This window comes from Nocardia sp. NPDC003979, from assembly GCF_053605015.1.
This window is the reverse complement of the sequence record NZ_JBSGIJ010000004.1, coordinates 338,617-365,041: the sequence shown is the minus strand read 5'-3', so window position 1 is coordinate 365,041 and position 26,425 is coordinate 338,617. Positions and strand designations below refer to the sequence as shown.

Here is a 26,425-nt window from a genome sequence, read left to right as displayed (position 1 = left end):
TCGGTTCTCCTGTCCGTGGCTCAGGCTGTGGTGATCGCGGCGCGGCGGTCGCGCAACACCTGCGGGCGGTGTTTGCCGTCCCTGGGCCAGGAGTGCGAACCGGGCTTGTTCGCCTCGGTGACCAGATGCTTCACGCTGGCCGCACACGAGAACTCCTTGAGCGCGCGACCGGCCGGGCCGGTGAAGTAGAGGCCCATCGCGGTGTCGTCCTTGTGGCCGAGCTGGAAGATGCCCGCTCGGCGGCCGAAGCTGATGCACATCGCCTGGAAAGCCAGGTCGATCGAGGTGGGTTCGGTCCCGTCGATGCGATGCGCGATGGTGTCCGCGGCGTGTGCGCCGAGGCAACCGGCCACATAGGCGCTCATCCGGAACGGAAGGTCCGAGGGTGCCGACGAGTCACCGGCCGCGACGATCCGGTCGTCGTCGACGCTGGTCAGGGTCTCGTCGGTGAGCAGCCGCCCGGCGGCATCGGTGCGCAGGCCACTGTGTGCCGCCAGTCGCGGTATGCCGAAACCCGCTGCCCAGATGGTGATCTCGCTGGGCAGGCTGGTTCCGGTAGCCAGGTGCACCGACGTCTTCGTCACCTCGGTGACGGCCGATTCGGGACCTTCGAGCAACCCGACGCCCAGCTTCGTCAGGTACTTACGGGCGGTTCGTCGCGCTCGTGGGTGCAGGTACGGGCCGAGCGTGCCGCCGCAGACGAGGGTGACCGAACGTCCCTGTTCGGCGAGTTCGGTCGCGGTCTCGATCCCGGTGGGGCCGCCGCCGACCACGGTCACCGGCGCCGACATCGCCCGGTCGAACAGGATCGACCGCAACCGCTGCGCCGCCTCCAAAGTGGCGACCGGATAGGCGAATTCGGCGGCACCGGGCACCTGGGGTTCCGGGGTGCCGCTACCGACGGCGTAGACAAGGTAGTCGAAGTCGAGGTCGGCGCCGTCGGCGAGGGCGACGCGGCGGGCGCCCGCGTCGATCCCGGTGACGCTGTCGACGACCAGTGAGACACCCTCGGCCAGTACGTCGCGGTAGTCCACGATCGCGTCGTGGGTTCCGCCGACCAGCTGATGCAGGCGCAGCCGGGGCACGAAGACGGGGCGCGGGTTGATCACGGTGATCCGCACGTCCTGGCGCGCGCTGAGCCGATTCGCCGCCATCACCCCGGCGTATCCGCCGCCGATCACGACCACGTGGTTGGTGTTCATGGTGTCTCCTTCGCTCCGAGGGGTTCGAGCACAAGACACCGCGCGGGCGAGAATCCTGACACGATGTGACTCAGATCACCGACGGGTCTACCAGACCTCGATGAGCGGGCTGTCGTGGTCGGTGCGCTGCCACCGCTGGGCGAAACGGGCCAACCGGGCCGGGTTGGCGATGGCGCGCAGCCCCGCGATCCGGTCGTCGCGTACCTCCATGACCGCCACGCTGAGGACCTGGTCGTCGAGCGTGAAAACGAGGGCCGGGCAACCGTTGACCAGGGCGGCGTGCAAATCGGGTAGGCGACCGTCGAGGTGCCGTCTGATCGTGTCGGGCCGGAAGCCCGCCCGCATGGCGATCGCCAGCCGCGACGGGCCGAGGAAACGAACGAGCTTGCGGGCGGTGCCGCCCAAGCCGTCGGAAGTGCCGGTGGCGTCGGCGGTGAGCAGGGCGACGAGCTGTTCGGTCCGTCCCGACGACGCGGCGGCGACGAACGCCTCCACGATGCGTCGCGCCGCCACGTGATCGGTGCCGGTTCCGTTGCGGGCGGCGGTGATCCGGCGCTTGGCACGATGCGCGTGCTGCTGACTGGCCGATTCGCTGATGCCGAGAATGTCGGCGATCTCGGCATGGCTGTAGGAGAACGCTTCGCGCAGAACATAAACCGCGCGTTCCACCGGGGTGAGCTGTTCGAGCAGCATGAGCACCGCCAGCGTCACCGACTCCCGTTGTTCGGCGGTGTCGGCGGGCCCGAGCATGGGGTCGCCGTCGAGCAGCGGCTCGGGCATCCACGCACCCACCGCCCGCTCTCGACGTACCTTCGCCGAACGCAGACGGTCCAGAGCCAGGTTGGTGACGATCTTGGTGAGCCAGGCCTCTGGCACCTCGACGTGGTCGCGATCCGCGGCCTGCCACCGCAGAAAAGCGTCCTGCACCGTGTCCTCGGCATCGGCGGCCGACCCGAGCAGGCGGTACGCGAGCGAGGCCAACCGGTTGCGGTTGGCCTCGAAACGCGCGACGGTCGCGGTGTCCATGAGCACGACTCTAGGCGGCGAGAACCCCGCGCGAAGGTGCGCCCGCGGCCGCGCGGTAGTGGTGGTCGAGCTTGCCGAATGTCGGGTGGCTGATCGCCCAGCCGCTGGTCCCCACGATGGCCGACTTCACCCAGGCGGCCGGCCTGCCACACAGCGCGCCCGGCTTGGCGCGGGCATCGCCGTCGACGAACTGGAAGACAGCGTCCTTACGTCCGAGGCTCACATGGTTGCCGACGTAGCTCAGCGAGGTGCGCTTGATCGCGCGTCCGGTGAGTTCGCCGATGATCGTCGCCGTGGCCTGCTGCCCGGTGAACCCGGCCGACGCGCACGACATCGGCAGCGGACGACCGTTCCCGCCGATGACGAACCCGCTGTCGCCCGCTACGAACACATCCGGATGCGAAACCGATCGCAGCTCGCGATCCGCGGTGATCTGCCCGTTGGGCTCCACCGCGAGTCCACTGGCGGCGGCGATCGGGTGGACCGCGAATCCGGCCGCCCACACCGTCGCGTCGGAGACGAAGGCGGTGCCGTCCGCCGCGAACACCGCGTTCTGTTCGACTCGCTCGACCGTGGTGTGTTCGTGCACGGCGATGCCGAGCCGGTCGAAGGCTCGCAGCAGGTGCCTGCGCGCTTTCGGCCCGAGCCAACCGCCCACCTCGCCGCTGGTGGCGAGGGTGACCCGCAGGCCGGGACGGGCCTCGGCGATCTCCGTCGCGGCCTCGATGGCGGTGAGATTTCCGCCGACGACCAGCACGTCGCCGTGCCGGCCCAAGTCGTCGAGGCGGGCGCGGAGCCGCAGCGCCGAGGGGCGTCCGGCCACGTTGTAGGCGTGTTCGGCGACGCCGGTGACACCGTGGTCGGCGATGGTGCTGCCGAGCGTGTAGAGCAGGGTGTCGTAGCCCAGTTGGTCGCCTTCGTCGAGGGTGACCCGACGCCGGTCGACGTCGAGGGCGGTCACCCTGGCCACCCGCAACCGGATACCGGTGCCTGCGAAGACCTCGGCCAGCGGGCGATGCGGCAGGTCGTGTCCGGCGGCGAGCTGATGCAGCCGCAGCCGCTCCACGAAGTCCGGTTCGGCATTGACGACGGTGATCTCGAAGTCGTCGCCGTGCAACTGGCGGGCGAGGAAACCGGCGCTGAAGGCCCCGGCGTATCCGGCCCCGAGAACAACGATGCGGTGCTTCATGATTCGCTCCTGTCTGGTTCGCGTGCACCCTGAACGAGACAGCCCCCGAATTCCTGACAGCGCGATCGAGTGAAATGGACCACACGCTGATCGAGCGCTTAGTGTTCCCCTATGTCACACCTGAACGGCGAGCCGACTGTGCTCATCTACGGCGCCTACGGATACACCGGTGAACTCGTTGTCGCCGAAGCACTCTCGCGCGGATTGCGGCCGCTGATCTCGGGTCGCTCGGCCGAGCGGGTCGGTGAAGTCGCCGCCCGGCACGGTCTGACGGCGCGCCCGTTCGACCTCGCCGACACCGGCAATGCCGCCGCGCAACTCGCCGATGTCGACACCGTGCTGCACTGCGCCGGACCGTTCGTCCACACCTACGAGCCGATGCTCGCGGCCTGCCTGGCCAGTGGAACCAACTACCTCGACGTGACCGGCGAGACGCAGGTGTTCGCCGCGATCTACGCCCGCCACGACGACGCGGTGCGGGCCGGGATCACCGTGATCCCCGGCGTCGGGTTCGACATCGTCCCGACCGATCATCTCGTGGCCCGCCTGGTCGGTGAGGTATCCGACGCGGTCGGTGCCGACGTGGCGATGATCAGCCGTGGTGGTTTCAGCCGGGGCACGTTGCGCACGGCGGTCGACGGCATCGCCCGCGGCAACCTCGTGCGTTCCGGCGGTGAGCTGGTGGCGGTGCCGCACGCGCACCGCGCCCTGACGATCGACGTGGGCCGAGGTCGTCCGGTCGGTGTCGCCAGTACGCCCCTGGGCGATGTGTGCAGCGCGGGCCACGGCTACGGGCTCACCGAGGTGGCCACGTTCACCGCCGTGCCGTTGTCGCCGGTGGTGCGGGCCTTGAGCACGCCGCTGCGGTTCGTCACGGCCAGCGGGGCCGGTCGTGCCGTCACCGACCTGGTGATCGACCGGATTCCGGTTCCTGATCAGGCCACCCGCGACGCCACCCGCAGCACCGGTTGGGCCCGCGTCTACCGCGCCGACGGCAGCGGCCTTTCGCTCGCCGTCGACGTGTCCAATACCTACGCCTTCACCGCGCGTTCGATGGTGCATGCGGCGATCACCCTGCACGCCCGGCCCGCTCCACCCGGCGCGCACACCCCCGCGAACGCGCTCGGCGCCGACTTCCTGCTGTCGATCCCCGGTGGGGACATCAGCTGGCCCTTCCCGGAGCCACGTCCGGCCTGAACGGCGATTGAGGACGCCGACCCAGGGTAAGCGCGCCGTGTCAGGAAGGCAGGTGACCCCATGACCTCGATGGATCCCGACCCGCGCAATACTCCCGACCTCGAGCCGGGTGGGGGCGTATCGCCCGGCTCCACCCCGCCGGAATCGCCGCAGACGTCCGGTTTGTCGGCGCCGGAACCGAGCACCCGCCACCACTTCCCGCTCACCGGGATAGGCGCCGTGGTCTTCACACTGGTGCTCGTCGCCGTGTTCGCAGCCGTGATCGTCGGGGTGATCGCCGCGATGTAGACACCGCGACGCGCGGAAATCCCGCAGGTCGCGGGATTTGTGCGCCAGACTGTGCGCATGCCGACATTTGCCAGGGTGTTGCACACAGTTGTGGCCGGGGCGCTGGTCGTCGCGGCTGGTCACGGCGTCGCGGGCGCCGCACCGTCCGGGAGCGCCGAGGCGCCGTGGGCGGGCGGACCCGAGGGCGTGCAGGCCGCGGGAGCGGCGCTCGCCGACGGATTCACCGGCACAGTGCTGTGGGGGCGCGAGGCGAACACACCGGTCCCGATCGCCAGTATCGCGAAGGTGATGACCGCCGTGGTCGCGATCAGCACCGGTGACCTCGAACGACCGGTCACCGTCCCCGCTGAGGCGGGCGCCTACTGCGCCCAGCACAACGGCAGCACCGCCGGACTCACCGCGGGTGAGGTGCTCACCGCCCGCCAGCTCCTCTACGCGCTGCTGCTGCCCTCGGGGTGCGATGCCGCCTATGCCATCGCCGAGTCCTTCGGTCCCGGCCAGGCCGGTTTCATCGGCCGCATGAACGACGCCGCCCGGGTGATGGGCTTGGGCGCCACTCAGTTCACCGATCCCAGCGGCTTGCCCAACCCCACGGACGATTCCACGCACTCCACCCCGGCCGCGCTCGTCGCGCTCGGCGTGCGCGCGATGGCACTGCCCGCGTTCCGTGAGATCGTCGCCGCACGTGACCACCACGTCCCCGCCGACCACGACAATCGTGAACACCATTGGGAGACAACGAACAAGCTGCTACACGAATACCCCGGTGCCATCGGCCTGAAGACCGGCAACACCAACGCGGCCGGGCACTGCCTGCTGTTCGAGACGGTGCGCGCGGGTATCCCGCTGATCGGGGTCGTGCTGCACAGTTCCGACACGAGCAGCGCGGTCGCCCGCGAAGACGCCACCCGAATCCTGAACTGGGCCTACGACCCCGTGCTGAGTGTGTTGGAGCCCATCGGCGTGCGCTGAGGGCCGAGCGAGGGTCGGCGCGGTCGCGCGATCGCCAGTAACCTTTGCCCGTGATCACGTTGGGCAAAGGCGCGGCTCGGCCGAAGACGGCATTGGCCGCGGTCGTGGCGGTGGTGTTCGTAACCTTCCTCGATACGACGGTGGTGAGTGTCGCGCTCGGCGCGATCCGTACCGAACTCGGCACCGATGTGACACTGCTGCAATGGGTGGTCAACTCCTACACGGTGGTCTTCGCCGGGCTGATGCTCGCCGGCGGATCACTCGGTGACCGGTTCGGGCGCAAGAAGGTGATGATCGCCGGGTTGGTGATCTTCTGTGCGGGCTCGGTGGTTTCGGCGATGGCGAGCACCGTCGGGATGCTCATCGCCGGGCGGGCGATCATGGGGCTCGGTGCGGCGGCCTCGGAGCCCGGGACCCTGTCGGTGCTGCGCCATGTCTTCCCCGACGACCGGGCCCGTGCGAAGGCGATCGGTGTGTGGGCCGCGGTATCGGGTCTCGCCTTGGCGGCCGGGCCGGTGCTCGGCGGTGTGCTCGTGCACGCGTACGGGTGGCGGTCGATCTTCTGGTTCAACCTGGTGATCGGCGCGGTGGCGCTCGTCGCGGCGCTGTGGTCGGTACCGGAGAGTTCCGACCCCAGCCCCGAACCCATCGACTGGGCGGGTGCCGTGCTCGGTGCCACCGCCTTCGGTGCGGTGATCTACGCCGCCACCGTCGGTCAGGACCGTGGGTACACATCACCGTCGGTGCTGGGCTTCTTCGCGCTCGGTGCCGTGGCGCTGGTGGCGTTCGTCTTCGTCGAAACCCGTGCTCGCGCACCGATGCTCGACCTGAAGTACCTGCGGATGCCCGTGGTGCGCAGTGCGCTCGTCGTCGCGTTCGCCGTGTACTTCGGGATCTTCTCGATCTTCTTTTTCACCGCGATGTATCTGCAGGTGACGCAGTCGTATTCGGCCGCGCGCACGGCGGGGATCTTCGCGCCGATGGCCGGGACCATCGTGATCGGGTCGCTGGCCGCCGGGTACTGGGTGTCGCGCCGGGGTGCCCGCGTGCCGATGATCCTCGGCTGTGTGGTCGGTGCCGGTGGCATTCTGCTCACCCGTCAGGCGATGAGCGGAACACTGCACGATCCGACGATCGCGGCGGCAATGGCGGTGGCTGGCATCGGGTTCGGGATCGCCGTCGTGCCGTTGACGTCGGCGGTGATGACGGGCGTGCCACCGCAGCACTCGGGAATGGCTGCGGCCGTGACGAATACGATGCGCCAGGTCGGATCCGCGTTCGGGGTGGCGATCCTCGGCGCGGTCGTGAGTTCGTTCCTGTCCGCGGACCTCAAGGCCAAGATGACGGAGCTGGGCGTGCCGACCACCCTGCAGCCCGATGCCGTGCAGGCCGTGGAACGCGGCCGCCTGCCCGAGGGCGCCAACCCGTTCAAGTACCTGCCCTACATCAGGGATGTCATGGACGCGGGCAAGGTGGCCTTCCACCAAGGCCTCGACGCGGCCCTGCTCGCCTCGGCGATCCTCATCCTCGCCGCCGCGGTCTTCACCGCCGTCGACGAACGACCCCGCAAACGACAGCCCGCCGAGGTCGGCTGAGGCACACCGTCGCGGTCGGCCTGCTCGGTTCGTCGTACCGCGCGGTGAGCGGGCTGCCGCCGCCACAGGATCTCTACCGCCTCTCTACGAATTCCGCCGTTCGGCCGGATAGGTTTCCGGTGTGCGTGAGTCGAAACGGGTGTGGGTGTGGCCAGGGGTGGGTGTCGGCGTCATGGTCGCGGCGGTGGTGGTGAGCCTGCATTCTGGGTGGGTTGTGACGGCGCTGTGGATTCTGGCGTTGCCGTTGCTCGCCGCGTTCTGGTTGGCGGTGGTGGTTGTCGCGGTGATGGCTGTGTGGCGCACGGCGAGGGGTGGACGGCGATGGACACAGGTTGTCACCGGGCTCACGGCCGTCGTCAGTATCGGTGTGCCGGTGATGTTCTACTTCTGGCCGCAAGCGCGGGTGTGGACGCGGTTTCAGCTCGAGCGTCCCGCGTTCGACGCGGCGGTGGCCAGGGATCTGAGTGTGCGGGACTACTACGGGACCGACCTGCCCACGCATCTGTGCTGGGTGTCGGCCAATTGCAAGGTGGCCGTGGTGCGGACCGTCGACAATCACACGGCGCGTTTTGTGCCCGATTATGTCGGGATTCCCGACGGCGCAGTCGGTTACGCGCATCTGGACGGTGAACCACCCGCCGAGCCGTTCGAGGTGTTCGGGGATCAACTGTGTCCGAGCATCGAATTGGGCGACGGGTGGTGGTGGCTGGACCAGTGCGGATAACGGTTCAGCCGAAGTAGGAACTGCGCACGGGGCCGGGGGAGCGGACGGGGGTGCGGGGGCCGAGGAGCCAGGTGTCGGCGGTGGCGCTGACGAAGGTGGTGAAGGTGGGGTCGAAGTCGGGTGGGGTTTCGCCGTCTCCGGAGTCGGGGGTGGGGTCGGCGGCCGCGATTTCGGCGGCGATCTCCGGCTCGGGGCGGTCGTCGGCGGGGACCGGTTCGAGGCCGTTCTCGCCGATCCGCTGGGTGGGTGCCCAGGGTGCGATGACGGTCTGGTGCAGCAGGCCGCTGATGTCGGCCGTGACCGGCGGAGGCTGAGTCCAGCAGGTGGCGTGTTCGAACAGGATCTGACCAGGAGTGCGCTCGTGCAGGGTGACGATGAGGTCGGGGTCGACGGTGCGCAGGTCGTAGGCGACGACGAGGGTGTCGGGGGTGCCGGGCTCGTACTCCTGGGTGGGGAGATCGAGGACGCGGGCCGTGGCGAGACCGATAATGCGATCGGCCCGATCGGGGAGCAGCGACACCGTACGTGGCGCACGGCCGACCGCCGACAGCGCGAGACCCACGCGGTGGATGCTGTATCGGCACAGGGCGGCGCTGTCGCCCAGATAGGCCCAGCGCCCGGTCATTCCGGCGTCGAAGCCGTACGGCGACATCGTCGCTAGGTAGCCGCCGGTCAGGGTGAACTGCCAGCCGCGCAGATCCCGATCGTCCAGGGTGCTCACGCCGGCCGCACGATCGGCGCGAATCAGCATGCGGCTCACCCGATCACGGGCGAACACCCAGTCGTCGTCGGGTTCGGGCAGGTCGGCGAACTCGGCGCGGGCAGTCGCCGGATCACCCGCCAGGATCGAGTTGTACACCAGCAGATAATGTTCCGCCCATTCGCGGGGGCTAGAGGCGTACCGCCCCAAAACCTCGACGGCTTCGGCATGACGGTGTTCGTCTTCCAGCGCGGCGACCAGCTCCGCGAGCGCCTGGCGCACAGTGGAATCCACCCGCAACGCTTCGTGCAGAACCGGAACAGCGGCGAACGACAGGCCGTACTCCACACAGTCGTAGCCGAGCATCGTGAGCGCGCGTGCATCGGTGGCGTCGGGCAGAGCCGCCCGCGCGCTGGTCGCCAGCGGCTCGAGCTCGGCGGCGTCGGCCAGCTCGATCAGGAAGGTCACGAGTTCGGGGAGCGGAAGCTGCTCGGCGACCGGCCGCAGCGAACGCACGGACCCGCCGAGATCCCCCTGGGCGAGCAACTCGCGAGCTTCGTTCAATTCGATTGTCATCGCCACCATCCTGGGTGAGAAGCGGGACGGCGGCAACTGAGGAATTCTCACAACCCAGCAGCTGTCAACCGGCAATCCGCTTCCATCAGCATCCATCCGCTCAACTGGATCGAGAGGTCCTGGGGTGGTTCGACCGCCGAGTCGCCGAGCCGGCTCAGCCCGGCAGGCAGCGCGACCGGCCGGGACCAGTCCGCACCGAACAGTGGCAACCCGTCGACCTCGGCGCGATGCTCCCACGCCGCACGCGCGGACGCATGTACGATCCCCGCCGCGGTCGAATCACCGAGCGCCAGTGCGGTTTCGGTGAAATAGCGCGCGAGGATACCCATGAACAATCCGGAGTCGTCGTCGGTGGCACCGCTGATCACGCCGTTGTCGGTGAGGAGTTCGGCGACGGCACGCACCAGCGCCCGTGCTCGCTCGCGATACACGGGTTCGCCTGTCCGCAAGAACAATTCGGTGTCGAGGCCGATCGCGACACCCTGGCAGTAGGTGTGCACCGTGCGGTCCATCGAGCCGCCCGGCTCGTGCACACCGTCGAGAACCAGCCCGCTGGCGGCATCACGCAGCCGGTTGTGCAGGAACTCCGCGAGCCGCACCGCACGGGGAAGATCGCCGAGCCGAGCCAGGGCGATACCTGTCGGCCCGATCGCAGGTGTGTTGTAGAAGTCGTCGCCGGATCGCCACGGCACCGCGCCGAGCACCGGATTCCAGCCGTCGACCACCGCGGTGCGCAGGTCGGCGAGCGCGTCGTCGAACCGCACGTCGAGCAACCGTCGCGCGCGTTCGAGCGCGATCAGCAACCACGCCATGTCGTCGTAGTACCGGTTCGTCCACCCGGTTACATTGCGGGTCCGGATGCCGCGGGCCAGCGCGACCACCCGGTCGACCCGCTCGGGTGTGCGGGCGCGATGGGCGGCGTCGACCGCACAATCGACGAGGTGGGCCTGCCACCAATAGCACCAGCGGCCGAACGACTGATCGGTGAGCGACGCGGGCCAGACCAGCGTGCCGAGCTGCCGCTGCGGCAGCCCCCACAGCGACCGCACATGCCGGACGACGATCGCCTGCTCGGCCAGACCCGCCCGCCGTCCGCACTCCCCGGGCACCGCCGCGGCACCGCGCGTGATCGCCGCGGTCCTGGTCGGCTGGGCCAGGGCGGTGAGCGCCACCGCCGCGCCCGCACCCCACAGCACCCGGCGTCGGCTGATCCCGTCGCCACGCCGTTCCACTCGACTCCCTCGCTGGACATCATCTCCGGGCCCGGCACCGTATCGCCGCTGTCCGGCGTCGGCATGGCGCGCAGCTGAACCGCGCAGGTAGCGCACGGATCGATCCGTTGAACACGGTGAAAGCCCGTCTCGGGAGGCACCGATACGCGACACGAGAAATGTTCAGCCGCAAGATGTCTCACCATTTTCCCGCCCCGGCGGTTACGGTGGTGCGGTGGCAGGGACGAGATGTCCCACCGGCCCGCTGATCGTGCGGGTGCTCGAAGGCCACGGCGTCGAAGAAACATCAAGCGGTACCGAGCTCGACCATGCGGATACACCGGCGTATTCGTGCGGTTCGGCGGCGGTGGCGCGTTGATGTCGTTGGGGTAGCCAGGATGTGACGAGCACGATGCTGACAAGTAGCCGAAGGCAGCACTTTTCGTGTCGAAGTCGTGTCTTCGCACGAGTCTTCCCCAAAAATGTCCGCGATGCGGTAACTTAGCGGCTGCTTTGCCAATGATTGTCTGTGTGAAAGGAATTGGATTCATGGGATTCGAGGCCACGGGAGCGATCGGCGACCACTACAACGAGGCCGGTGGCGCGTCGAGCCCCCTCGGTGAGCCGATCTCGGCCGAACTGGACGCCCCGGGCGGCGGCAAGTACCAGGAGTTCACCGGCGGCGTCATCTACTTCAAGCTCCCCACCGGAGCCAAGACCGTCTACGGCGCGATCCGGCAGGCGTGGGAGGCTGAGGGCGGCGCGGGTGGCCGTCTCGGCTACCCGACCTCCGACGAGCAGGACATCGAGGGTGGCAAGATCAGCCACTTCGAGAACGGTTCGATCAGCTACTCGATCGCCGACGACGCGGTGACGATCAACGCCTAGCGTGTGATCCTCACAGGTGGGCACCGATCCGACGGGTCGGTGCCCATCGGCGTATCCGGGGCACTGATTGCCCGGTGCGTGCGTATTCGGTCCGGCGCGGGGTACACGCCACCCACCTCTGTTGTCGATGATGGGAGGCGTCATGGTGAATGTCGACGAGAAAGGCGCGGCCGGGCGCGGCGGTAAGCTGCACATCCCGCGCAGTCGCGGCGCGCTGGGCGGTCTGGCGGTGCTGCTGCTCGGTATCTGGGGCGCACTCATACCGTTCATCGGTCCGTACTTCGATTTCGCCTACACCCCGGACGAACCGTGGGTCTGGACGACGGCGCGCGGCTGGCTGCAGGTGCTGCCCGGTGTGGTCGCCATCGTGGGCGGCCTGCTCATGCTGATGAGCCGCAATCGGGTGGTCGCGAGCTTCGGCGCGTGGCTCGGTGTGGCGGCGGGCGCGTGGTTCGTGATCGGACCGTTCCTGGCCGCCTGGTTCCGGCTCGGGGACATGGGTGAACCCGTGGCCGGCTCGGACGTCAAGCGCGCACTGTTGCAGCTGACGTTCTTCTACGGGCTCGGCGCGCTGATCCTGTTCTTCGCCGCGAGCTCGCTGGGCAGGCTGTCGGTGCGCAGCACCCGTGACATCGCCTTCGCCGAGCGCACCCGCGTCGTCGGTGACGATAGGGCTCGCGTGGTGGAAGAAGAAGTCGCACCCACCGAGGGAGCGCACACCCGAGGGTTCGGAACGCGCGGTATCCGGCACCGCCCGGTGTGAGCGGTCAGGCGGTCTTGACCGTGACCACCGTGTCGGCGCTGGGGTAGTCGAGGACGCGCAGGCGCCCGGTGACCAGGTCGACGGTGTCGGCGACCACGCGACCGGCGCGGCGCGCGTCGTCGGCGAAGCTGGTGCTCACCACCCGGTAGCTGCGCTTGGCGGTGAGCACGATGTCACCGGCGCGCAGGTGACCGGCGGACCTGGGTGCTCCCTCGGTGTCCTCGGCCGCGCCGGTTCCCCTGATGAGCTCGATCAACTTCAGCACTGTGTTCTCCCAGTATGTGAAAACGCCGTCTGACGCCCCGCGCGCCGGGTCGGCGAGCGGTATCCAGCTCTCTGTACCCCGAATCGTGATGGTTGAACCCTCTTATTCCGGGCACTCCTCGCCATTCGGTGGGCCCACGCGCGAGGCGTCCAGGAACCTCCCAGGTCAGACGCAGGTGTGCGCCAGCTTCGCCGGTCACTGTCGGTGTCATGACCGACACAGAGACCGCCACCTGGGCGGCAACCGTGACCGAGGTGATCACCGCCCCCGGGGTGGACGTGGTCGTCCCGGTCTACAACGAGGAAAACGACCTGGCCGACTGTGTGCGCAGGCTGCACGCCTTCCTGCGTGAGGGGTTCCCGTTCAGCGCGCGCATCACCATCGCCGACAACGCTTCCACCGACAACACGCTGTTGATCGCCGAACATCTGTCCGCCGAACTCGACGGCGTGCGGGTGGTGCACCTGGACCGGAAAGGCCGGGGGCGGGCGCTGCACTCGGTGTGGAGCAGCTCCGATGCCCAGGTGGTCGCCTACATGGACGTCGACCTGTCGACCGATCTCAATGCCCTGTTGCCGCTCGTGGCGCCGCTGATGTCGGGGCATTCCGATATCGCGATCGGCTCCCGGCTCGCCACGTCGGCCCGGGTGGTGCGCGGGCCCAAACGGGAGCTGATCTCGCGCGGCTACAACCTGCTGCTGCGCACCTGCCTGCAGGTGCGGTTCTCCGACGCTCAATGCGGCTTCAAGGCGATGCGTGCCGAGGTGGCGCGCGAGCTGCTGCCATTGGTGCGCGATCGTGAGTGGTTCTTCGACACCGAGGTGCTCGTGCTGGCCGAGCGGGCGGGGCTGCGCATCCACGAGGTGCCCGTCGACTGGATCGACGATCCCGACAGCCGCGTCGACATCGTCGACACCGCCCGCAAGGACCTGCTGGGGATGTGGCGGGTCGGCCGGGAGATGGCGAGTGGGCGCCTCCCGGTGGCAGAGCTGCGGGCCGCGATCGGGCGAGAACCACTAATCCCCGGTGTGCCGGTGGGCATGGTCGGGCAGCTGGTGCGTTTCGCCGTCGTCGGAGTGCTGTCGACGCTGGCCTACGTGGTGCTGTATCTGCTGATGCAACCGACCGTCGGCGCGCAGGCGGCGAATCTGCTCGCCCTGCTGGTGACGGCGGTGGCGAACACCGCGACCAATCGCGCCTTCACCTTCGGCATCCGGGGCCCGGAAAGACGTGCGGCGCACCATGTTCAGGGACTGCTGATCTTCTTGTTCGGTCTGCTGATCACCAGTGGGTCGTTGTTCGCGCTGCATCGGTGGGCGGCGGGCGCGTCGGTGCAGCTCGAGCTGGCTGTGCTGGTCGTCGCGAATTGCGTTGCGACGCTTGCGCGTTTCGTCGGGCTCCGCTGGGTGTTCCGTGGTGCGGGTGATCGCCGATGACCGCGCTGATGACGAAGCCGGCGGCCGAACCGGTAGCCGACACCCCGCTGACCCGACCACGGTGGGAATTTCCGGCTCTGGCCGTGCTGCTGATCGGTACCGCGGTGGCCTACCTGTGCAACCTGACCGCCAACGGCTGGGCCAACTCGTTCTACGCGGCCGCCGTGCAGGCCGGCTCCGTGTCGTGGAAGGCGTTCTTCTTCGGATCGTCGGACGCGGCGAACGCGATCACGGTCGACAAGACACCCGCCGCACTGTGGCCGATGGAATTGTCGGCGCGAATATTCGGATTCAGCAGCTGGAGCATGCTGGCACCGCAGGTGCTGCTCGGTGTCGCGTCGGTGGCGCTGTTGTGGGCGACGGTTCGCCGCTACCACGGTGCGGCGGCCGGTCTGCTCGCCGGTCTCGCTCTTGCCCTGACACCGGTGGCCGCGTTGATGTTCCGCTTCAACAACCCCGACGCACTGCTGGTGTTGCTGATGATCGCCGCGGCCTGGGCCATGTTGCGGGCCACCGAATCCGGGCGTTGGCGCTGGCTGGTGCTGTGTGGGCTGTTCATGGGATTCGGCTTCCTGGCCAAACAGCTGCAGGTGTTGCTCGTCCTGCCTGCACTAGCCCTGGTGTACCTGTTCGCGGGGCCGCCGAAGCTGGGCACCCGGCTGCTGCAACTGTTGGCCGCCGGTGCGGCGATGGTGGTTGGTGCGGGTTGGTGGGTGCTGATCGCGCAGTTGTGGCCGGTCGACTCGAGACCGTACTTCGGTGGCTCCCAGAACAATTCGATCATCGAGCTGACCCTCGGCTACAACGGCCTCGGTCGTCTCAGTGGTGACGAGACGGGCAGCGTCGGCCCCGGTGGTGAACTTCCCGCCGGTGGCAACGGAATGTGGGGCCAGACCGGCATCACCCGCTTGTTCGACTCCGCGCAGGGCGGGCAGATCGCGTGGTTGCTGCCTGCCGCACTGATTCTCACCGTCGTGGCACTGGTCTTCTACGGCCGTGTACCGCGCACCGATCTGCGACGGGCATCGGTAGTGCTCTGGGGCGGTTGGCTGCTCGTGACCGGGCTGGTCTTCAGCTTCATGAAGGGGATCTTCCACCAGTACTACACGGTCGCCCTCGCGCCTGCGGTCGCCGCGCTCACCGCGATCGGCGCTGTCCTGCTCTGGCAGCACCGCGCCCGGATGACGGCTCGCCTATGCGCCGCCGCGACGATGGGCGTGACCACGGCCACGGCCTGGGTATTGCTCTCGCGCACCAGCGATTTCGTGCCCTGGCTGCGATGGGTGATCCTGATCGGCGGCCTCGGAGCGGCGTTCGCGCTGCTGTTGCCGCCCGCACCGAAACGGTCGGCGCTCGCGGCGCTGCTCGCCGGGACCGTCGCACTGAGCGGACCCGCCGCCTACACCGCCGAGACCATCGCCTCGGTCAATACAGGATCCATTCCCAGTGCGGGACCGGAAGTCCGTGGCGGACGGGGCATGCCCGGGCCCGGTGGCGAAATGCCGGACGGTAGAGGAGGAATGGGCGGTCGCGACAGTGCGCCGATGGGCGGCACCGCGCCCGCAGGCGGAGCTCCCGGCAACGGTTCTGCTCCGGGTGCTGTCCCGGGCGCGACGGCCGAGGCAACTGCGCCCGATGGGGGTGTCGGTAATGCTGTGCCGAACGGCGGCGGCTTCCTCGGCGGAGCGAGCCAGGTGAGCGACAAGATGATCGCGCTGCTCACCGACGACGCGGCCGACTACACCTGGATCGCGGCGGCCACCGGCTCGAACTCGGCCGCCACCTACCAGCTGGCCACCGAACTGCCGGTGATGTCGCTTGGCGGGTTCAACGGCAGCGACCCGTTCCCTACGCTCGCTCAGTTCGGGCAGTACGTGGCCGACGGCCGGATCCACTACTTCATCGCGGGTGGCGGCGGTGGCCCAGGAGCGCGGGGCGACGATGCGATCACCGCCTGGGTCGCGGCGAACTTCACCGCCGTGCAGGTCGACGGCGTCACCGTCTACGACCTGACCAGCTGAACGGCGGGGTACGCGACGTCCACGAGGCCGTCGCGTACCCCGTTCACAGGAAACGCCCAGTTTCCTTCCAGGTCCGTGTGCGGTGGGCCAGCCATGCTGAATCCATGACCGTCGAACCACCCGAAGCCCGCATCCTCGTCGTCGACGACGAGCCGATGATCGTCGAGCTGCTGAGCACCAGCCTGCGATTCCAGGGTTTCGAGGTGGCGACGGCCGCCGACGGTGCGGCCGCGCTCGACGCCGCGCGCCGCTTCCGCCCCGATGCCCTGGTCGTGGACGTGATGATGCCGGGCATGGACGGCTTCACCCTGCTGCGCAGGTTGCGCGCCGACGGTGTCCAGGCACCCGTGCTGTTCCTGACCGCCCGTGACCAGACCGAGGCCAAACTGACCGGTCTCGGTCTCGGCGCCGACGACTACGTGACCAAACCGTTCAGTCTCGAGGAGGTGATCGCCCGCATCCGGGTGATTTTGCGCCGTGCGGGCGCGGTCGCTCCGCAACGGAATCCCCGGTTGCGCGTCGCCGACATCGAGCTCGACGACGAGAGTCACGAAGTGTGGAAGGCGGGGGAGCCGGTGAGCTTGTCGCCGACCGAATTCACGCTCCTGCGCTATTTCATGGTGAACGCGGGCAAGGTGCTGAGCAAGCCGATGATCCTGGATCACGTGTGGCACTACGACTTCGGCGGTGACGCGAATATCGTCGAGTCGTATGTGTCGTATCTGCGGCGCAAGATCGACACCACCGACCCCAAACTCATCCATACGCTGCGCAGCGTCGGGTACGTGCTGCGGGAACCGAGGTGAGCCTTATGGCTCGGGTCGCACGGCGTTTCGCCGCTGTGCCACTGCGTGTCGGGCTGGTGCTCATGCTGCTCGCGCTCGCTACGGTGGTGCTCACCGCGGTGGGAGTGGTGGTCACCTCGGTGATGTCGAACTCACTCACCGACCGGGTCGACGAACAGCTGATCGATGCCGCGCGAACCTGGGCGCAACCGAGAGCGATGAAGCAGGTCACCGACTCGGCGGGCAACACTCACTGGGTGCCCGCCGACGCACCGGACGTCGTGCCGATGGAAGGGGAGCAGCCGCGCCGGTTCGCCGAGATCCGCACCGGGCCCGATGGTGAGGTCTATCTCGAGTCGCCCGGCGCCACCGACGGCTCGTCCGGACTGCCGGACGTCACCGGTGACGCGCGTGGCCCGCGCACGGTCGGCTCCCGCAGCGGCCCCGACACCGACTGGCGGGTGCTGACCACCACGAACGGCCATGGCTCGGTCACCGTCGGGCTGTCGCTGTCGGAAACCCGGCAGACGATCACAGGCCTGCTTCTGGTGCAGCTCGTCGCGGGCGTCGCCGCGTTGCTGCTGCTCGGCGTCGTCGGGTATCTGGTGGTGCAGTGGAGCCTTCGCCCGTTGCGCGCGGTGGAGGAGACAGCGGCCGCCATCGCCGACGGCGATCTGCACCGCCGTGTTCCGGTGCGCGGTGTCGACACCGAGGTCGACCATCTCGCCCGCTCACTGAATGTGATGCTCACCCGGATCCAGGACGGCGTCGCCGCGACCGAGGCCTCCGAGGCGGCGGCGCGGCGTTCCGAGGCGAGGATGCGTGAGTTCGTCGCCGACGCCAGCCACGAATTGCGCACCCCGCTCACCACCATCCGGGGTTTCGCCGAGCTGTACCGGCACGGGCACCGCACCGACCCCGAGACCCTGTTCGGCCGGATCGAGGCCGAGTCCATCCGGATGGGTGGCCTGGTCGGTGACCTGCTGATGCTGGCCGATCTCGACGCCAACCGGCCCCTCGAGCGGGCGCCCGTCGACCTGCTCGCCCTGGCGCGCGACGCGGTGGACGACGCCCACGCCCGCGACGCCGGACAGCCCGTCGCCCGCGCGATCGAACTGGAAGTCGCCGGTGACGGGGCCATGGTCGTGATCGGGGACGAGGCAAGACTGCGACAGGTCATGGCGAATCTGCTGGGCAATGCGCTCACGCATACTCCGCCAGGAACCCCGGTCACCGTGCGTCTGCGCCCCGGTGACGACGAGGTCGCCATCGATGTCGTCGACGAGGGGCCCGGTCTGCCGGCCGAGGCCGCGTCACGCGTGTTCGAACGGTTCTATCGCACCGACGACTCGCGCACACGGTCCAGCGGAGGCTCAGGTCTCGGGCTGTCGATCGTCGCGGCGCTGGTCGCGGCCCACGGTGGGCGCGTCGGTGTCGAGAGCACGCCCGGTCGGGGCGCCACGTTCACCGTGGTGCTGCCCCGCGACATGCGCTGACTACGCCGCGACCGGCGCAGGCTCCCGGTGCACCGCCCGGCGGCTGACGAGCGCGCCGAACAGCGTGGCCAGCGGCGTCATCAGCACGGCGTACACGGCGGCGGGCACCGCGATGCGCGCACTGTCGAGGACGGTGATCGCCAGGGTGATGGCGATCGCGCTGTTGTGCACGCCGACCTCCATCGCTGACGCGATCGCCTGCGGCGGGCTGACCCCGAACGCGAGCGGCACCAGGTAACCCGTGGTGAGGCTGACTACACAGAACACCATGGTGATCGCGCCGACATCGAGGAAGTAGCCGCCGATCGCCGCCCGGTCCGCGATCATCGTGACCGCCACGATCACCGCGAGGATCAGCACCGACGCGATGCGCACCGGCAGGTCCATCCGGGCCGCGAACCCCGGCGCCCGCCGCCGCACCTGCATGCCGATCAGGACCGGGATCAGCACGATCGCGATCACCTGCACGGTCTTGCCGAATTGCAGCCCCAACTGGCCCGTCTCGTTCTCGGCGAACTGGTGGACGGCCAGATTCGTGACCACCGGGACGGTCACCACACACAGCATCGAATTGACCGCGGTGAGCGTCACATTCAGTGCCACGTCACCACGGAACAGGTGACTGAACAGATTCGCGGTCGCCCCGCCCGGCGAGGCGGCGAGCAGCATCATCCCCACCGCGAGCAACGGCTCGAGGTCGAACAGCATCACCAACCCGAATGCCACCGCGGGCAACACGATCACCTGACACACCAGGGCCACCGCGACGGCCTTCGGCGCGCGGGCGACCCGCGTGAAATCGGCCCCGGTCAGCGACAGGCCGAGCCCGAACATGATGACTGCCAGCGCCGGCGGCAGAGCCGTGGAAAGAAACGAGGAGTTCATGCACCACCGATCGTCGCGGAAACCCCTACCTTAGGCGGCAACAGCTTTCGCCACACCGCTGTTCGAACGAACCCGGGTCCGGGCAGCGTCGGACAGCGATGTGGCGACAGTCCATGAGCAGGTCTCAGGCGGCGAGGGCGTGCGAGTCGCGCGGCCACCGTCGATGTGCTGCGTCTATGACGTAGGGATGGGTGTGCTGGTAGAGCCGGTCGGTGATGCGAACGGCATCGGCCAGGCGAGCGGGGTCGATGGTTCCGATCTCGTGCAGGTGGGTGATCTCGGCCGGGTCGTGACGGGGCCAGGACCGCAGCGCGACCGTGGTACCGATGGCGGCCAGCCCGAGCAGCACCAGCCAGGTAGTCGTGAAACCGGCTGCGGTGGTGAGCCATCCGGCGATCGGATAGGTGAGCAACCACGCCAGGTGCGACAGCGAGAACTGCGCGGCGAACAACGCGGCCCGGTCGGCGGGTTGCGAGGACCGCCGCAGAATCTGCCCGGTCGGGGTCAGGACGGCGGCAGTGCCTGCCCCGATCACGGCCCACACGGCGCCTGCCGCGATCCAGCGCCACTGTCCCGCCGCGGCGTTCGACAGCGCGACGGCCCCGCCGAGCCCGGTCATCAGGGTGGCCGCACCGCCCAGCATCACCGGCCGGGGACCGACCCGATCGAGCAACCGCGGCAACGACAGCGCAACCACCATGGTGCCGAAACCGTTGGCGGCCAGCAGGATCGCGACACCGGTCTGCGAACCGCCGAGCGTGTCACGCACATAGTTGACGGTGTTGACCATGATGACCGACCCCGCCGCCGCGACCACCAGGTTCAGCCCGAGCAGCCCACGCAGTCGAGGCGTCGCGGCGAAGATCCGCATTCCCACCGCGATCCGCTGCCGGAAACTGCCACCGGTGGTCGCCCCCGCGTCGGGGATCCTGGTGGACACCACCAGGACGGCCGAGACCACGAAGCCGATGGCGGTGCCGACGAACAGCCAGTGGAAGCTGATCAGGGTGAGCGCCGCCGCCGCGAGCATCGGGCTGAGCAGCGTCTCCATGGTCGCGGCCAGCTGGGCCGCCGACAGCGCCCGGGTGTAGTCGCGTTCGTCGGGCAGGATGTCGGGGATCACCGCCTGATACGTGGGCGTGAAGGCCGCCGAGGCGGTCTGCAGCACGGCGATGAGTACGTAGATGTGCCAGATCTGATCGATGAACGGCAACGCGAGCACCACGGCACCGCGCACCGCATTGAGCGAGACGAGGAAGAGCCTGCGCGGGAACCGATCGGCATAGGCGGCGACGATCGGGGCGACGGTCACGTACACCAGCATCTTGATGGTGAGCGCGGTGCCGAGCACGGCGCCTGCGTCGGCGCCCGCCAGTTCGTAGGCGAGCAGACCGAGTGCGACCGTGGTCAATCCGGTGCCGAACAGCGCCGTCATCTGGGCGGTGAAGAGCCGCAGATAGTCGCGGTTGGCGAACAGCGAGGTGATCATGCTCTGAAGGTACGACTTCGCGGCCGGAAAGTAAACCCCTAGGGGGTATAGGTATCGAATCCGGGGATTCGAGCCCGATAGCTCCCTGACCGGGTGCGATAGGGGATACTTCGTAGGTGATGTTGAGTGAAGAATCAGTACCGGACGCGGTCACCGCGATCAGCCAGGTGATCGGCGCCGAGGCCTGCTCGGGCATCGGTTCGTTCCAGTTCTGGTTCGCCGACGGACGCTGGGAATGGTCCGACGAGCTCGCCGAGATCTACGGCTACGGCCCCGGTGAGGTCGAGCCGACCACCGAGCTGCTGCTGTCGCACAAGCACCCCGACGACCAGCAGGATCTCGGCACCGCGATCACCTGCGCCCTCGACGCGGGCGAGCCGGTCTGCGGCAGGCACCGCATCATCGACACCCGAGGCGCCGAGCACGAGGTGATCATCGTCGGCGACCACCTCATCGACGACGACGGCACCGTGATCGGCACCACCGGCTACTACATCGACGTCACCCAGCGTCTGGAAGAGGAACGCAAGGAGACCCTCGACGAGACACTGCCCGAACTGATCGAGGCGCGCGCCGCCATCGAACAGGCCAAGGGTGTACTCGTCCTCATGTACGGCGTCGGCCCCGACCAGGCGTTCAAAGTGCTGCGCTGGCGCTCCCAGGAGACGAACACCAAACTCCGCGACCTCGCTGCCCAGTTGGTCGCGGACGCCCGCGGCCTCGAACCCCAGGTGCCGGGTTGCCGGACCCGCTTCGACCACCTGCTGCTGACCGCGCACGAGCGGGTCGGTCAGGCCTGATCCGGGAGCGGAATCCGGCTGTATACCAGACTTTTTCGGGTTCCCGGCGAGCCGTCGCCGCGTCGCCACGCAGTGCTAGTGTGCGAATCGTCGGCGCCCTCTGTGCCGCGTTGATCGATGGGAGTAATCGGTATGGGTGTCAGTTTGTCCAAGGGTGGCAACGTCTCGCTGACCAAGGCGGCGCCGAACCTCACCGCCGTGGCGGTCGGTCTCGGCTGGGATCTGCGGACCACCACCGGCACGGACTTCGACCTCGACGCCAGCGCCATCGCGCTCGGCGCCGACAAGAAGGTCGTCTCCGACAAGCACTTCGTGTTCTTCAACAACCTGAAGTCTCCCGAAGGCTCCATCGAGCACATCGGTGACAACCGCACCGGCGAGGGCGCGGGCGACGACGAGGTCGTCAACGTCGACCTGGCCAACACCCCGCCGACCATCGACTCCATCGTGTTCCCCGTCTCGATCTACGACGGCCTCACCCGCAACCAGTCCTTCGGCCAGGTCCGCAACGCCTACATCCGCGTGGTCGACCAGGCCAACGGCGAGGAACTGGCCCGCTACGACCTGTCCGAGGACGCCTCGACCGAAACCGCCATGGTCTTCGGTGAGCTGTACCGCAACGGCGCCGAATGGAAGTTCCGTGCCATCGGCCAGGGCTACGCCTCCGGTCTCGAGGGCATCGCCCGCGATTTCGGCGTCAACCTCTGATTCCGCCCGCACCGGGGCCGCGCGCCGCGGCCCCGGGCGGTTGATCGGGTAGTGCGCTACGCGCGCGAAGGCGGTGTCGCCGCCGCACGCTGAAGCGCATGACCATCGAGAACTCTTTCACCCATACCGAGGCCACCGGCGAATTCCGCTCGGGCCCCGAAGCAGGCGCCACCCCGATCGGCAGCGTCGGACACGGTGTGCGCGAACTGCGCTACGCCGCGGTCGACGAGCTGGCCGTGTTCGAGGGCGACATCGTGCTCGGCACGCTCGCCGAGATCGACGACCGCCGCAGACTCGAAGGCATCGTTGTCACCGGCGAATTCTTCCGCTGGCCGGGCGCGGTGGTGCCGTTCGAGATCGATCCGGGTCTGCCCGCCCCGCACCGCGTGCACGACGCGGTCGCGCAGTGGCACGAGCGAACCAGGATCCGCTTCGTCCCACGCACCGCCCAGCACCCGGACTTCGTACGATTCGTTCCGAGCACCGCGAGCCGGTCCGCGGTGGGCAGGCAGGGCGGTCCGCAAACGATCGAGCTCGCCGATTCCGCCCCGGTGGGCACCGTCGTGCACGAGATGGCCCACGCGCTCGGGCTCTGGCACGAACAGAGCCGACAGGACCGCGACGCCTTCGTCGAGGTGCGCCTCGCGCATGTCGACCCCGCGCACCGCCACAATTTCGCCCAGCACATCACCGACGGTGACGATGTCGGCGGCTACGACTTCGGCTCCATCATGCATTACCCCCCAACGGCTTTCAGCATAGACGGCAGCCCGACCATCGTCGCGCGCGTGCCGTTGCCACCCGGCACCGGCATGGGCCAGCGCACCGCGCTCTCATCCGGTGACGTAGCCGCCGTCCACGCCATCTATCCCGGCTGAACGGCGGGCGCGCGGAATTCGAGTGGTGCACTACTCGTGCCCGCCACCAGCTCAGGCGCCCACGCTGACAACACCAGCACACACTCCCCGGGCGAGGTGACCCCATGGATACCGAGAGCGAAGTACGTACGGACGCATGGCGCGAACAGATGGACGCCGCATCGCGGCGGTTCGCCGACACGGCCGAGCAACGCGAAGAGGTGGAACGCAGACGTGCCGCCACCGAGTCGGTTGTCGTCGACACGAAAGAGCAGATCGTCGCTCGCGCCGACCGATTGCTCGTCACCGGGGAGGTGCCCGCCACCGCGGTGATCGAGCTGGGCAGGCACGACCCGGTCGACAGCATCGGCTCCCTGGAGCGGGTGATCGGCTTCGCCAACGAGTTGCAGGCGGTGAACTTCCTGACCCGTGGTGCCCGAGCGGCGCAGGCCGTCGCCCGGATCTCGCTGAACGACAACGGCCGTCATATCCCCATCGGCACCGGGTCGATGGTGTCGCCGCAGCTGTTGCTCACCAACAACCACGTGCTGCCCACGGTGGCGGATGCCGCGTCGGTGGTGGTCGAGTTCGGGGCCGAGGTGGCGGCGAACAACGTCCCCGGCCCGACGGTGCACTACCGGCTGGCGCCCGAGGATCTGTTCGTCACGAGCGAGCACCTCGACTACACCCTGGTGCGGGTCGCGCCGAACGCCGACGGTTCGTTCCCGGGTGGGGAGTTCGGGTGGAACAAGCTGATCGCCGAGCCGGGCAAGATCGTCATCGGCGAGGCGATGAACGTGGTCGGGCATCCCTCGGGCAGGCTCAAGGAGATCTCGATCCGGGACAACCGGCTCGACCTGCAGCTCGAGCATTTCCTGCACTACCACTCCGACACCGAACCGGGCAACTCCGGTTCGCCGGTCTTCAACGACCAGTGGGAGATCGTCGCCCTGCATCACGCCGGGGTGCCGAAGAAGGACGACAAGGGCCGGGTGCTGCGCAAGGACGGCAAACTGTGGCAGCGCGGCGACGGTGACGACGCCATCGAGTGGATCGCCAACGAGGGCACCCGGGTGAGCGTGCTGCTGCGCGACCTGGGCTCGCGCAGCTTCGATCCCGCCCAGCGCGCACTCCTCGACGAGCTCGGTCCCACTGCGGCGCTGCCCGTCGTCGAGACCACGACAAGAGCTGTGCCACAGCCTGTTCCGGTACGGGAGAGCACCGTGCGTGGGCTGCGCGGACGACCGTTCGGGGCGGCCGGCCGCAGCGTGCTGTTCCTGCACGGCCGCGGTCAGCAGGGGCGTGACCCGGCCGAACTGCGCCGCACCTGGACCGCCGGGCTGAACAAGGGACTCACCCTGGCCGGTCTCGGCCCGGTCGACCCCGCCGACGTCTACTTCCCGTTCTACGGTGACCGCCTCGTCGAGAGCATGGATACCCGCGAAGCCGTCGACACCGGCCCCGCCCTCTACGAAGACCTGGTGGCCGAGGCCGCCCACCGCGCGGGAATGCCGACCGACCTGCCCGCCGACCCGCAGACGCGCGAACTGTTCGGCGGTTTCGGTGCGGTACTACTCGATCGCTTGCACGACCAGCTCGGCTGGATCGCCGCCCGCAGCGGACTCGATTCGGCTCTCATCGGCGCCATCTTCAAGGACGTCGCGGCCTACCTCGACGACGAACGGGTCCGCAAGGGCGTGCTCGACGCGGTGCTGGCCGACGTGCCGAGCGGCGGCGAGCTGGTTCTGGTGAGCCACAGCCTCGGCACCGTGGTCGCCCTCGATCTGCTCACCCAGCTGCCGCAGGAAGTGACCGTGCGCATGCTGGTCACCGCGGGCAGCCCGCTCGGTCTCGACGGGGTCTACCGCAAACTGCTCACCGGTGGGGCGAACCGGCCCGAGCGCGTCGGTGAGTGGCTCAACACCTGGTACGCGGGTGACCCCATCGCCATCGGCTGCCCGCTGAGCCAGGCGTGGGGTGCCGGGCTGCGTGAGGTCCCGGTGGAGAACCCGAAGGAACGCGCGCACGACATCGCCGAATATCTCGCGCACGCCGCCGTCGCCGCCACCATCGGTGGCGCGCTGTCCGCATAACTCTCACGAAGGCAGGTGCACCATGACACTCGAACTCGGCGACCACGTCTGGTACTGGAACGGCCGGACGTCGACGGACAAGAACATTCCGAGGGCGCAATGGTTTCCCGGCACGAACCCGCACGATCCCACCGACTACGGCGGGCACGGCAAGGAGATCTTCCACTACGTGATCCATGCCGACGAAATCGCCCGTGGCCGACCGCACATGCGCAATCACGAGGGCAGTTTCGCCTGGCTGAACAACAATCCCGGCAATATCACCGGTGTGCCGGGCGGCCCGGACTACGGTCAGTATCCCGGCAAGTTCAACTGGCACAATTTCCTGGTCTTCCCCTCGTGGGGCGCCGGCTATTTCGCGATCGCGCAGCTGCTGCGCTCGGCGTCGTATCGAGATCTGTCCATCCTCGACGGATTCGCCCGCTACGCTCCGGCCTCCGACGGCAACGACCCCGCCACCTACGCCCATGCGGTGGCGAACGCGCTCGGCATCTCCGTCGACACCCGCCTCGGCGATCTCGACGACGACCAGATGCGGGTGGTGCAGGACAAGATCCAGGAGATCGAGGGGGCGGTGCCCGGTGCCGGCCTGGCCTGGGATTCGGAAGAGGTGCCACCCGAGATCGCCGCTCAGCTGCCGGCGTTTCGCAGGGTGCGGCGTCCGCGTGCGCTCCCGCGCGGGGCGTTCACCGTCGACATCTCCGCCCCTGTGGACCCGTCCGGCTACACCCAGGCGCACGGCGGACCCCATCAGGGTGGGCATCAGGGACCGAACTGGTACATCGAGTACGGCATGGACCTCGGCGGCGTGGCAGGCACACCGGTGTTCGCCGCCTTCGACGGTCACATCACCCGCTTCACCCCGCACAACCCGGCCGCCGACAGCGGGAAGGTCTACGGCGCACAGATTTTCATGCGCGCGCTCAACGACATGATGGGTGGTTTCTACACCCACCTCACCGATGTGCCCGTGGGGCTCGGACCGGGTTCGACGGTCTCGCGCGGCGACTTCCTCGGCACGGTGCTCGGATTCGGCGGTATTCCGCCGCATCTGCATCTCGCGTTGGTGGAGATCATCGGTGGTGCGCCCGGCGGCCAGTATGTCGGCGTCGACCTGTACCAGACGTTTCTCGCGCTCGAGACTTCCGAGCCGGGGTCGGTGGTGACGGTGACCTTCGCCCAGGACGGATCGGCGCCGGGTGAGGGTATGAGGGCCGGGCCCGCCGAGTCCGTGCCGGTCGGCTAGCGCACGGGTCTGC

The 26,425-nt window shown here is 68.6% G+C and carries 25 protein-coding genes; 17 read left to right on the top strand and 8 right to left on the bottom strand.

The window, feature by feature from the left end; genetic code table 11:
- Positions 1-20 precede the first annotated feature (20 nt).
- The 3 genes from ACWEVR_RS11375 to ACWEVR_RS11365 all read right to left on the bottom strand — a co-directional run bounded on the left by ACWEVR_RS11375 (position 21) and on the right by ACWEVR_RS11365 (position 3,417).
- Entirely contained in the window at positions 21-1,202 is a 1,182-nt protein-coding gene (locus ACWEVR_RS11375; protein ID WP_452466827.1) for an NAD(P)/FAD-dependent oxidoreductase, read from the bottom strand.
- Positions 1,203-1,289: 87 nt separating this feature from the next.
- A complete protein-coding gene (locus tag ACWEVR_RS11370; RefSeq protein ID WP_452466826.1) occupies positions 1,290-2,228 on the bottom strand; it encodes a sigma-70 family RNA polymerase sigma factor in 939 nt (312 codons plus the stop codon).
- A 10-nt stretch (positions 2,229-2,238) separates the two neighbouring features.
- Positions 2,239-3,417, bottom strand: a complete 1,179-nt coding sequence (locus ACWEVR_RS11365) for an NAD(P)/FAD-dependent oxidoreductase (protein ID WP_452466825.1) — start codon at positions 3,415-3,417, stop codon at positions 2,239-2,241.
- A gap of 111 nt (positions 3,418-3,528) precedes the next feature.
- Here ACWEVR_RS11365 and ACWEVR_RS11360 point away from each other — a divergent pair, with 111 nt between their 5' ends.
- The 5 genes from ACWEVR_RS11360 (at position 3,529) to ACWEVR_RS11340 (ending at position 8,193) form a co-directional block, all read left to right on the top strand.
- Entirely contained in the window at positions 3,529-4,614 is a 1,086-nt protein-coding gene (locus ACWEVR_RS11360; protein ID WP_452466824.1) for a saccharopine dehydrogenase family protein, read from the top strand.
- Positions 4,615-4,674: 60 nt separating this feature from the next.
- A complete protein-coding gene (locus tag ACWEVR_RS11355) occupies positions 4,675-4,902 on the top strand; it encodes a DUF6480 family protein (RefSeq protein ID WP_067489558.1) in 228 nt (75 codons plus the stop codon).
- Between the two features lie 75 nt (positions 4,903-4,977).
- The gene (locus tag ACWEVR_RS11350; protein ID WP_452466823.1) at positions 4,978-5,874 is read left to right on the top strand and encodes a D-alanyl-D-alanine carboxypeptidase family protein; all 897 of its coding nucleotides are present in this window, start codon (positions 4,978-4,980) and stop codon (positions 5,872-5,874) included.
- A gap of 50 nt (positions 5,875-5,924) precedes the next feature.
- Positions 5,925-7,469 carry an MFS transporter gene (locus ACWEVR_RS11345; RefSeq protein WP_452466822.1) on the top strand — a complete coding sequence of 515 codons (1,545 nt, stop codon included), beginning with the start codon at positions 5,925-5,927 and terminating at the stop codon, positions 7,467-7,469.
- Between the two features lie 121 nt (positions 7,470-7,590).
- On the top strand, positions 7,591-8,193 hold the full coding sequence (locus ACWEVR_RS11340) for a hypothetical protein (protein ID WP_452466821.1): 603 nt from the start codon (positions 7,591-7,593) through the stop codon (positions 8,191-8,193).
- Positions 8,194-8,197: 4 nt separating this feature from the next.
- On the opposite strand, the gene ACWEVR_RS11335 is transcribed toward ACWEVR_RS11340, so the two are convergent.
- Both ACWEVR_RS11335 and ACWEVR_RS11330 read right to left on the bottom strand, forming a co-directional pair.
- Entirely contained in the window at positions 8,198-9,469 is a 1,272-nt protein-coding gene (locus ACWEVR_RS11335) for a tetratricopeptide repeat protein (RefSeq protein ID WP_452466820.1), read from the bottom strand.
- A gap of 47 nt (positions 9,470-9,516) precedes the next feature.
- Positions 9,517-10,701 (bottom strand): glycoside hydrolase family 76 protein, encoded by a 1,185-nt coding sequence (locus tag ACWEVR_RS11330; protein WP_452466819.1) that lies wholly within the window; start codon positions 10,699-10,701, stop codon positions 9,517-9,519.
- 214 nt (positions 10,702-10,915) lie between these two features.
- Here ACWEVR_RS11330 and ACWEVR_RS11325 point away from each other — a divergent pair, with 214 nt between their 5' ends.
- From ACWEVR_RS11325 to ACWEVR_RS11315, 3 genes are all read left to right on the top strand, one after another.
- Positions 10,916-11,059 (top strand): hypothetical protein, encoded by a 144-nt coding sequence (locus ACWEVR_RS11325; protein ID WP_157104663.1) that lies wholly within the window; start codon positions 10,916-10,918, stop codon positions 11,057-11,059.
- A 170-nt stretch (positions 11,060-11,229) separates the two neighbouring features.
- Positions 11,230-11,568, top strand: coding sequence for an LGFP repeat-containing protein (locus tag ACWEVR_RS11320; RefSeq protein ID WP_067489573.1), 339 nt, complete (start codon positions 11,230-11,232; stop codon positions 11,566-11,568).
- Between the two features lie 142 nt (positions 11,569-11,710).
- Positions 11,711-12,331, top strand: a complete 621-nt coding sequence (locus ACWEVR_RS11315; RefSeq protein ID WP_452466818.1) for a hypothetical protein — start codon at positions 11,711-11,713, stop codon at positions 12,329-12,331.
- Between the two features lie 4 nt (positions 12,332-12,335).
- Here ACWEVR_RS11315 and ACWEVR_RS11310 read toward each other — a convergent pair whose 3' ends face one another.
- Complete coding sequence (locus ACWEVR_RS11310; protein WP_452466817.1) at positions 12,336-12,596, bottom strand: hypothetical protein; 261 nt, start codon at positions 12,594-12,596, stop codon at positions 12,336-12,338.
- Positions 12,597-12,805: 209 nt separating this feature from the next.
- On the opposite strand from ACWEVR_RS11310, the gene ACWEVR_RS11305 reads away from it, so the two are divergent.
- From ACWEVR_RS11305 to ACWEVR_RS11290, 4 genes are all read left to right on the top strand, one after another.
- Positions 12,806-14,032, top strand: a complete 1,227-nt coding sequence (locus tag ACWEVR_RS11305; protein ID WP_452466816.1) for a glycosyltransferase — start codon at positions 12,806-12,808, stop codon at positions 14,030-14,032.
- Positions 14,029-16,053 carry a glycosyltransferase family 39 protein gene (locus ACWEVR_RS11300; protein ID WP_452466815.1) on the top strand — a complete coding sequence of 675 codons (2,025 nt, stop codon included), beginning with the start codon at positions 14,029-14,031 and terminating at the stop codon, positions 16,051-16,053. The genes ACWEVR_RS11305 and ACWEVR_RS11300 overlap by 4 nt, the downstream gene beginning before the upstream one ends.
- Positions 16,054-16,157: 104 nt before the next feature.
- Positions 16,158-16,859: a response regulator transcription factor gene (locus tag ACWEVR_RS11295; RefSeq protein ID WP_452466814.1), complete on the top strand. Its 702-nt coding sequence runs from the start codon at positions 16,158-16,160 to the stop codon at positions 16,857-16,859.
- Positions 16,860-16,864: 5 nt separating this feature from the next.
- Positions 16,865-18,334, top strand: coding sequence for a sensor histidine kinase (locus ACWEVR_RS11290; RefSeq protein ID WP_452466813.1), 1,470 nt, complete (start codon positions 16,865-16,867; stop codon positions 18,332-18,334).
- Here the strand turns inward: ACWEVR_RS11290 and ACWEVR_RS11285 are convergent, their stop codons facing one another.
- Positions 18,335-19,219: a bile acid:sodium symporter family protein gene (locus ACWEVR_RS11285; RefSeq protein WP_452466812.1), complete on the bottom strand. Its 885-nt coding sequence runs from the start codon at positions 19,217-19,219 to the stop codon at positions 18,335-18,337. It lies immediately after the preceding gene.
- A gap of 124 nt (positions 19,220-19,343) precedes the next feature.
- Entirely contained in the window at positions 19,344-20,708 is a 1,365-nt protein-coding gene (locus ACWEVR_RS11280) for an MFS transporter (RefSeq protein ID WP_452466811.1), read from the bottom strand.
- Positions 20,709-20,827: 119 nt separating this feature from the next.
- Between ACWEVR_RS11280 and ACWEVR_RS11275 the strand changes: the two genes are divergently transcribed.
- From ACWEVR_RS11275 to ACWEVR_RS11255, 5 genes are all read left to right on the top strand, one after another.
- Complete coding sequence (locus tag ACWEVR_RS11275; protein WP_452467023.1) at positions 20,828-21,508, top strand: PAS and ANTAR domain-containing protein; 681 nt, start codon at positions 20,828-20,830, stop codon at positions 21,506-21,508.
- 132 nt (positions 21,509-21,640) lie between these two features.
- A complete protein-coding gene (locus ACWEVR_RS11270) occupies positions 21,641-22,216 on the top strand; it encodes a TerD family protein (protein WP_452466810.1) in 576 nt (191 codons plus the stop codon).
- 98 nt (positions 22,217-22,314) lie between these two features.
- Positions 22,315-23,094 (top strand): M12 family metallopeptidase, encoded by a 780-nt coding sequence (locus tag ACWEVR_RS11265; protein ID WP_452466809.1) that lies wholly within the window; start codon positions 22,315-22,317, stop codon positions 23,092-23,094.
- A gap of 104 nt (positions 23,095-23,198) precedes the next feature.
- The gene (locus ACWEVR_RS11260; RefSeq protein WP_452466808.1) at positions 23,199-25,166 is read left to right on the top strand and encodes a trypsin-like serine peptidase; all 1,968 of its coding nucleotides are present in this window, start codon (positions 23,199-23,201) and stop codon (positions 25,164-25,166) included.
- Between the two features lie 22 nt (positions 25,167-25,188).
- Positions 25,189-26,412: a peptidoglycan DD-metalloendopeptidase family protein gene (locus ACWEVR_RS11255; protein WP_452466807.1), complete on the top strand. Its 1,224-nt coding sequence runs from the start codon at positions 25,189-25,191 to the stop codon at positions 26,410-26,412.
- Positions 26,413-26,425: the final 13 nt, after the last annotated feature.

Bases quoted from the DNA above. Each gene is read 5' to 3' on its own strand.
- ACWEVR_RS11300 (WP_452466815.1), top strand. From the start codon at position 14,029: ATGACCGCGCTGATGACGAAGCCGGCGGCCGAACCGGTAGCCGACACC.
- ACWEVR_RS11295 (WP_452466814.1), top strand. From the start codon at position 16,158: ATGACCGTCGAACCACCCGAAGCCCGCATCCTCGTCGTCGACGACGAG.
- ACWEVR_RS11320 (WP_067489573.1), top strand. From the start codon at position 11,230: ATGGGATTCGAGGCCACGGGAGCGATCGGCGACCACTACAACGAGGCC.
- ACWEVR_RS11265 (WP_452466809.1), top strand. From the start codon at position 22,315: ATGACCATCGAGAACTCTTTCACCCATACCGAGGCCACCGGCGAATTC.
- ACWEVR_RS11315 (WP_452466818.1), top strand. From the start codon at position 11,711: ATGGTGAATGTCGACGAGAAAGGCGCGGCCGGGCGCGGCGGTAAGCTG.
- ACWEVR_RS11375 (WP_452466827.1), bottom strand. From the start codon at position 1,202: ATGAACACCAACCACGTGGTCGTGATCGGCGGCGGATACGCCGGGGTG.
- ACWEVR_RS11360 (WP_452466824.1), top strand. From the start codon at position 3,529: ATGTCACACCTGAACGGCGAGCCGACTGTGCTCATCTACGGCGCCTAC.
- ACWEVR_RS11280 (WP_452466811.1), bottom strand. From the start codon at position 20,708: ATGATCACCTCGCTGTTCGCCAACCGCGACTATCTGCGGCTCTTCACC.
- ACWEVR_RS11365 (WP_452466825.1), bottom strand. From the start codon at position 3,417: ATGAAGCACCGCATCGTTGTTCTCGGGGCCGGATACGCCGGGGCCTTC.
- ACWEVR_RS11370 (WP_452466826.1), bottom strand. From the start codon at position 2,228: ATGGACACCGCGACCGTCGCGCGTTTCGAGGCCAACCGCAACCGGTTG.
- ACWEVR_RS11290 (WP_452466813.1), top strand. From the start codon at position 16,865: ATGGCTCGGGTCGCACGGCGTTTCGCCGCTGTGCCACTGCGTGTCGGG.
- ACWEVR_RS11305 (WP_452466816.1), top strand. From the start codon at position 12,806: ATGACCGACACAGAGACCGCCACCTGGGCGGCAACCGTGACCGAGGTG.
- ACWEVR_RS11355 (WP_067489558.1), top strand. From the start codon at position 4,675: ATGACCTCGATGGATCCCGACCCGCGCAATACTCCCGACCTCGAGCCG.
- ACWEVR_RS11260 (WP_452466808.1), top strand. From the start codon at position 23,199: ATGGATACCGAGAGCGAAGTACGTACGGACGCATGGCGCGAACAGATG.
- ACWEVR_RS11270 (WP_452466810.1), top strand. From the start codon at position 21,641: ATGGGTGTCAGTTTGTCCAAGGGTGGCAACGTCTCGCTGACCAAGGCG.
- ACWEVR_RS11275 (WP_452467023.1), top strand. From the start codon at position 20,828: ATGTTGAGTGAAGAATCAGTACCGGACGCGGTCACCGCGATCAGCCAG.
- ACWEVR_RS11255 (WP_452466807.1), top strand. From the start codon at position 25,189: ATGACACTCGAACTCGGCGACCACGTCTGGTACTGGAACGGCCGGACG.
- ACWEVR_RS11335 (WP_452466820.1), bottom strand. From the start codon at position 9,469: ATGACAATCGAATTGAACGAAGCTCGCGAGTTGCTCGCCCAGGGGGAT.
- ACWEVR_RS11285 (WP_452466812.1), bottom strand. From the start codon at position 19,219: ATGAACTCCTCGTTTCTTTCCACGGCTCTGCCGCCGGCGCTGGCAGTC.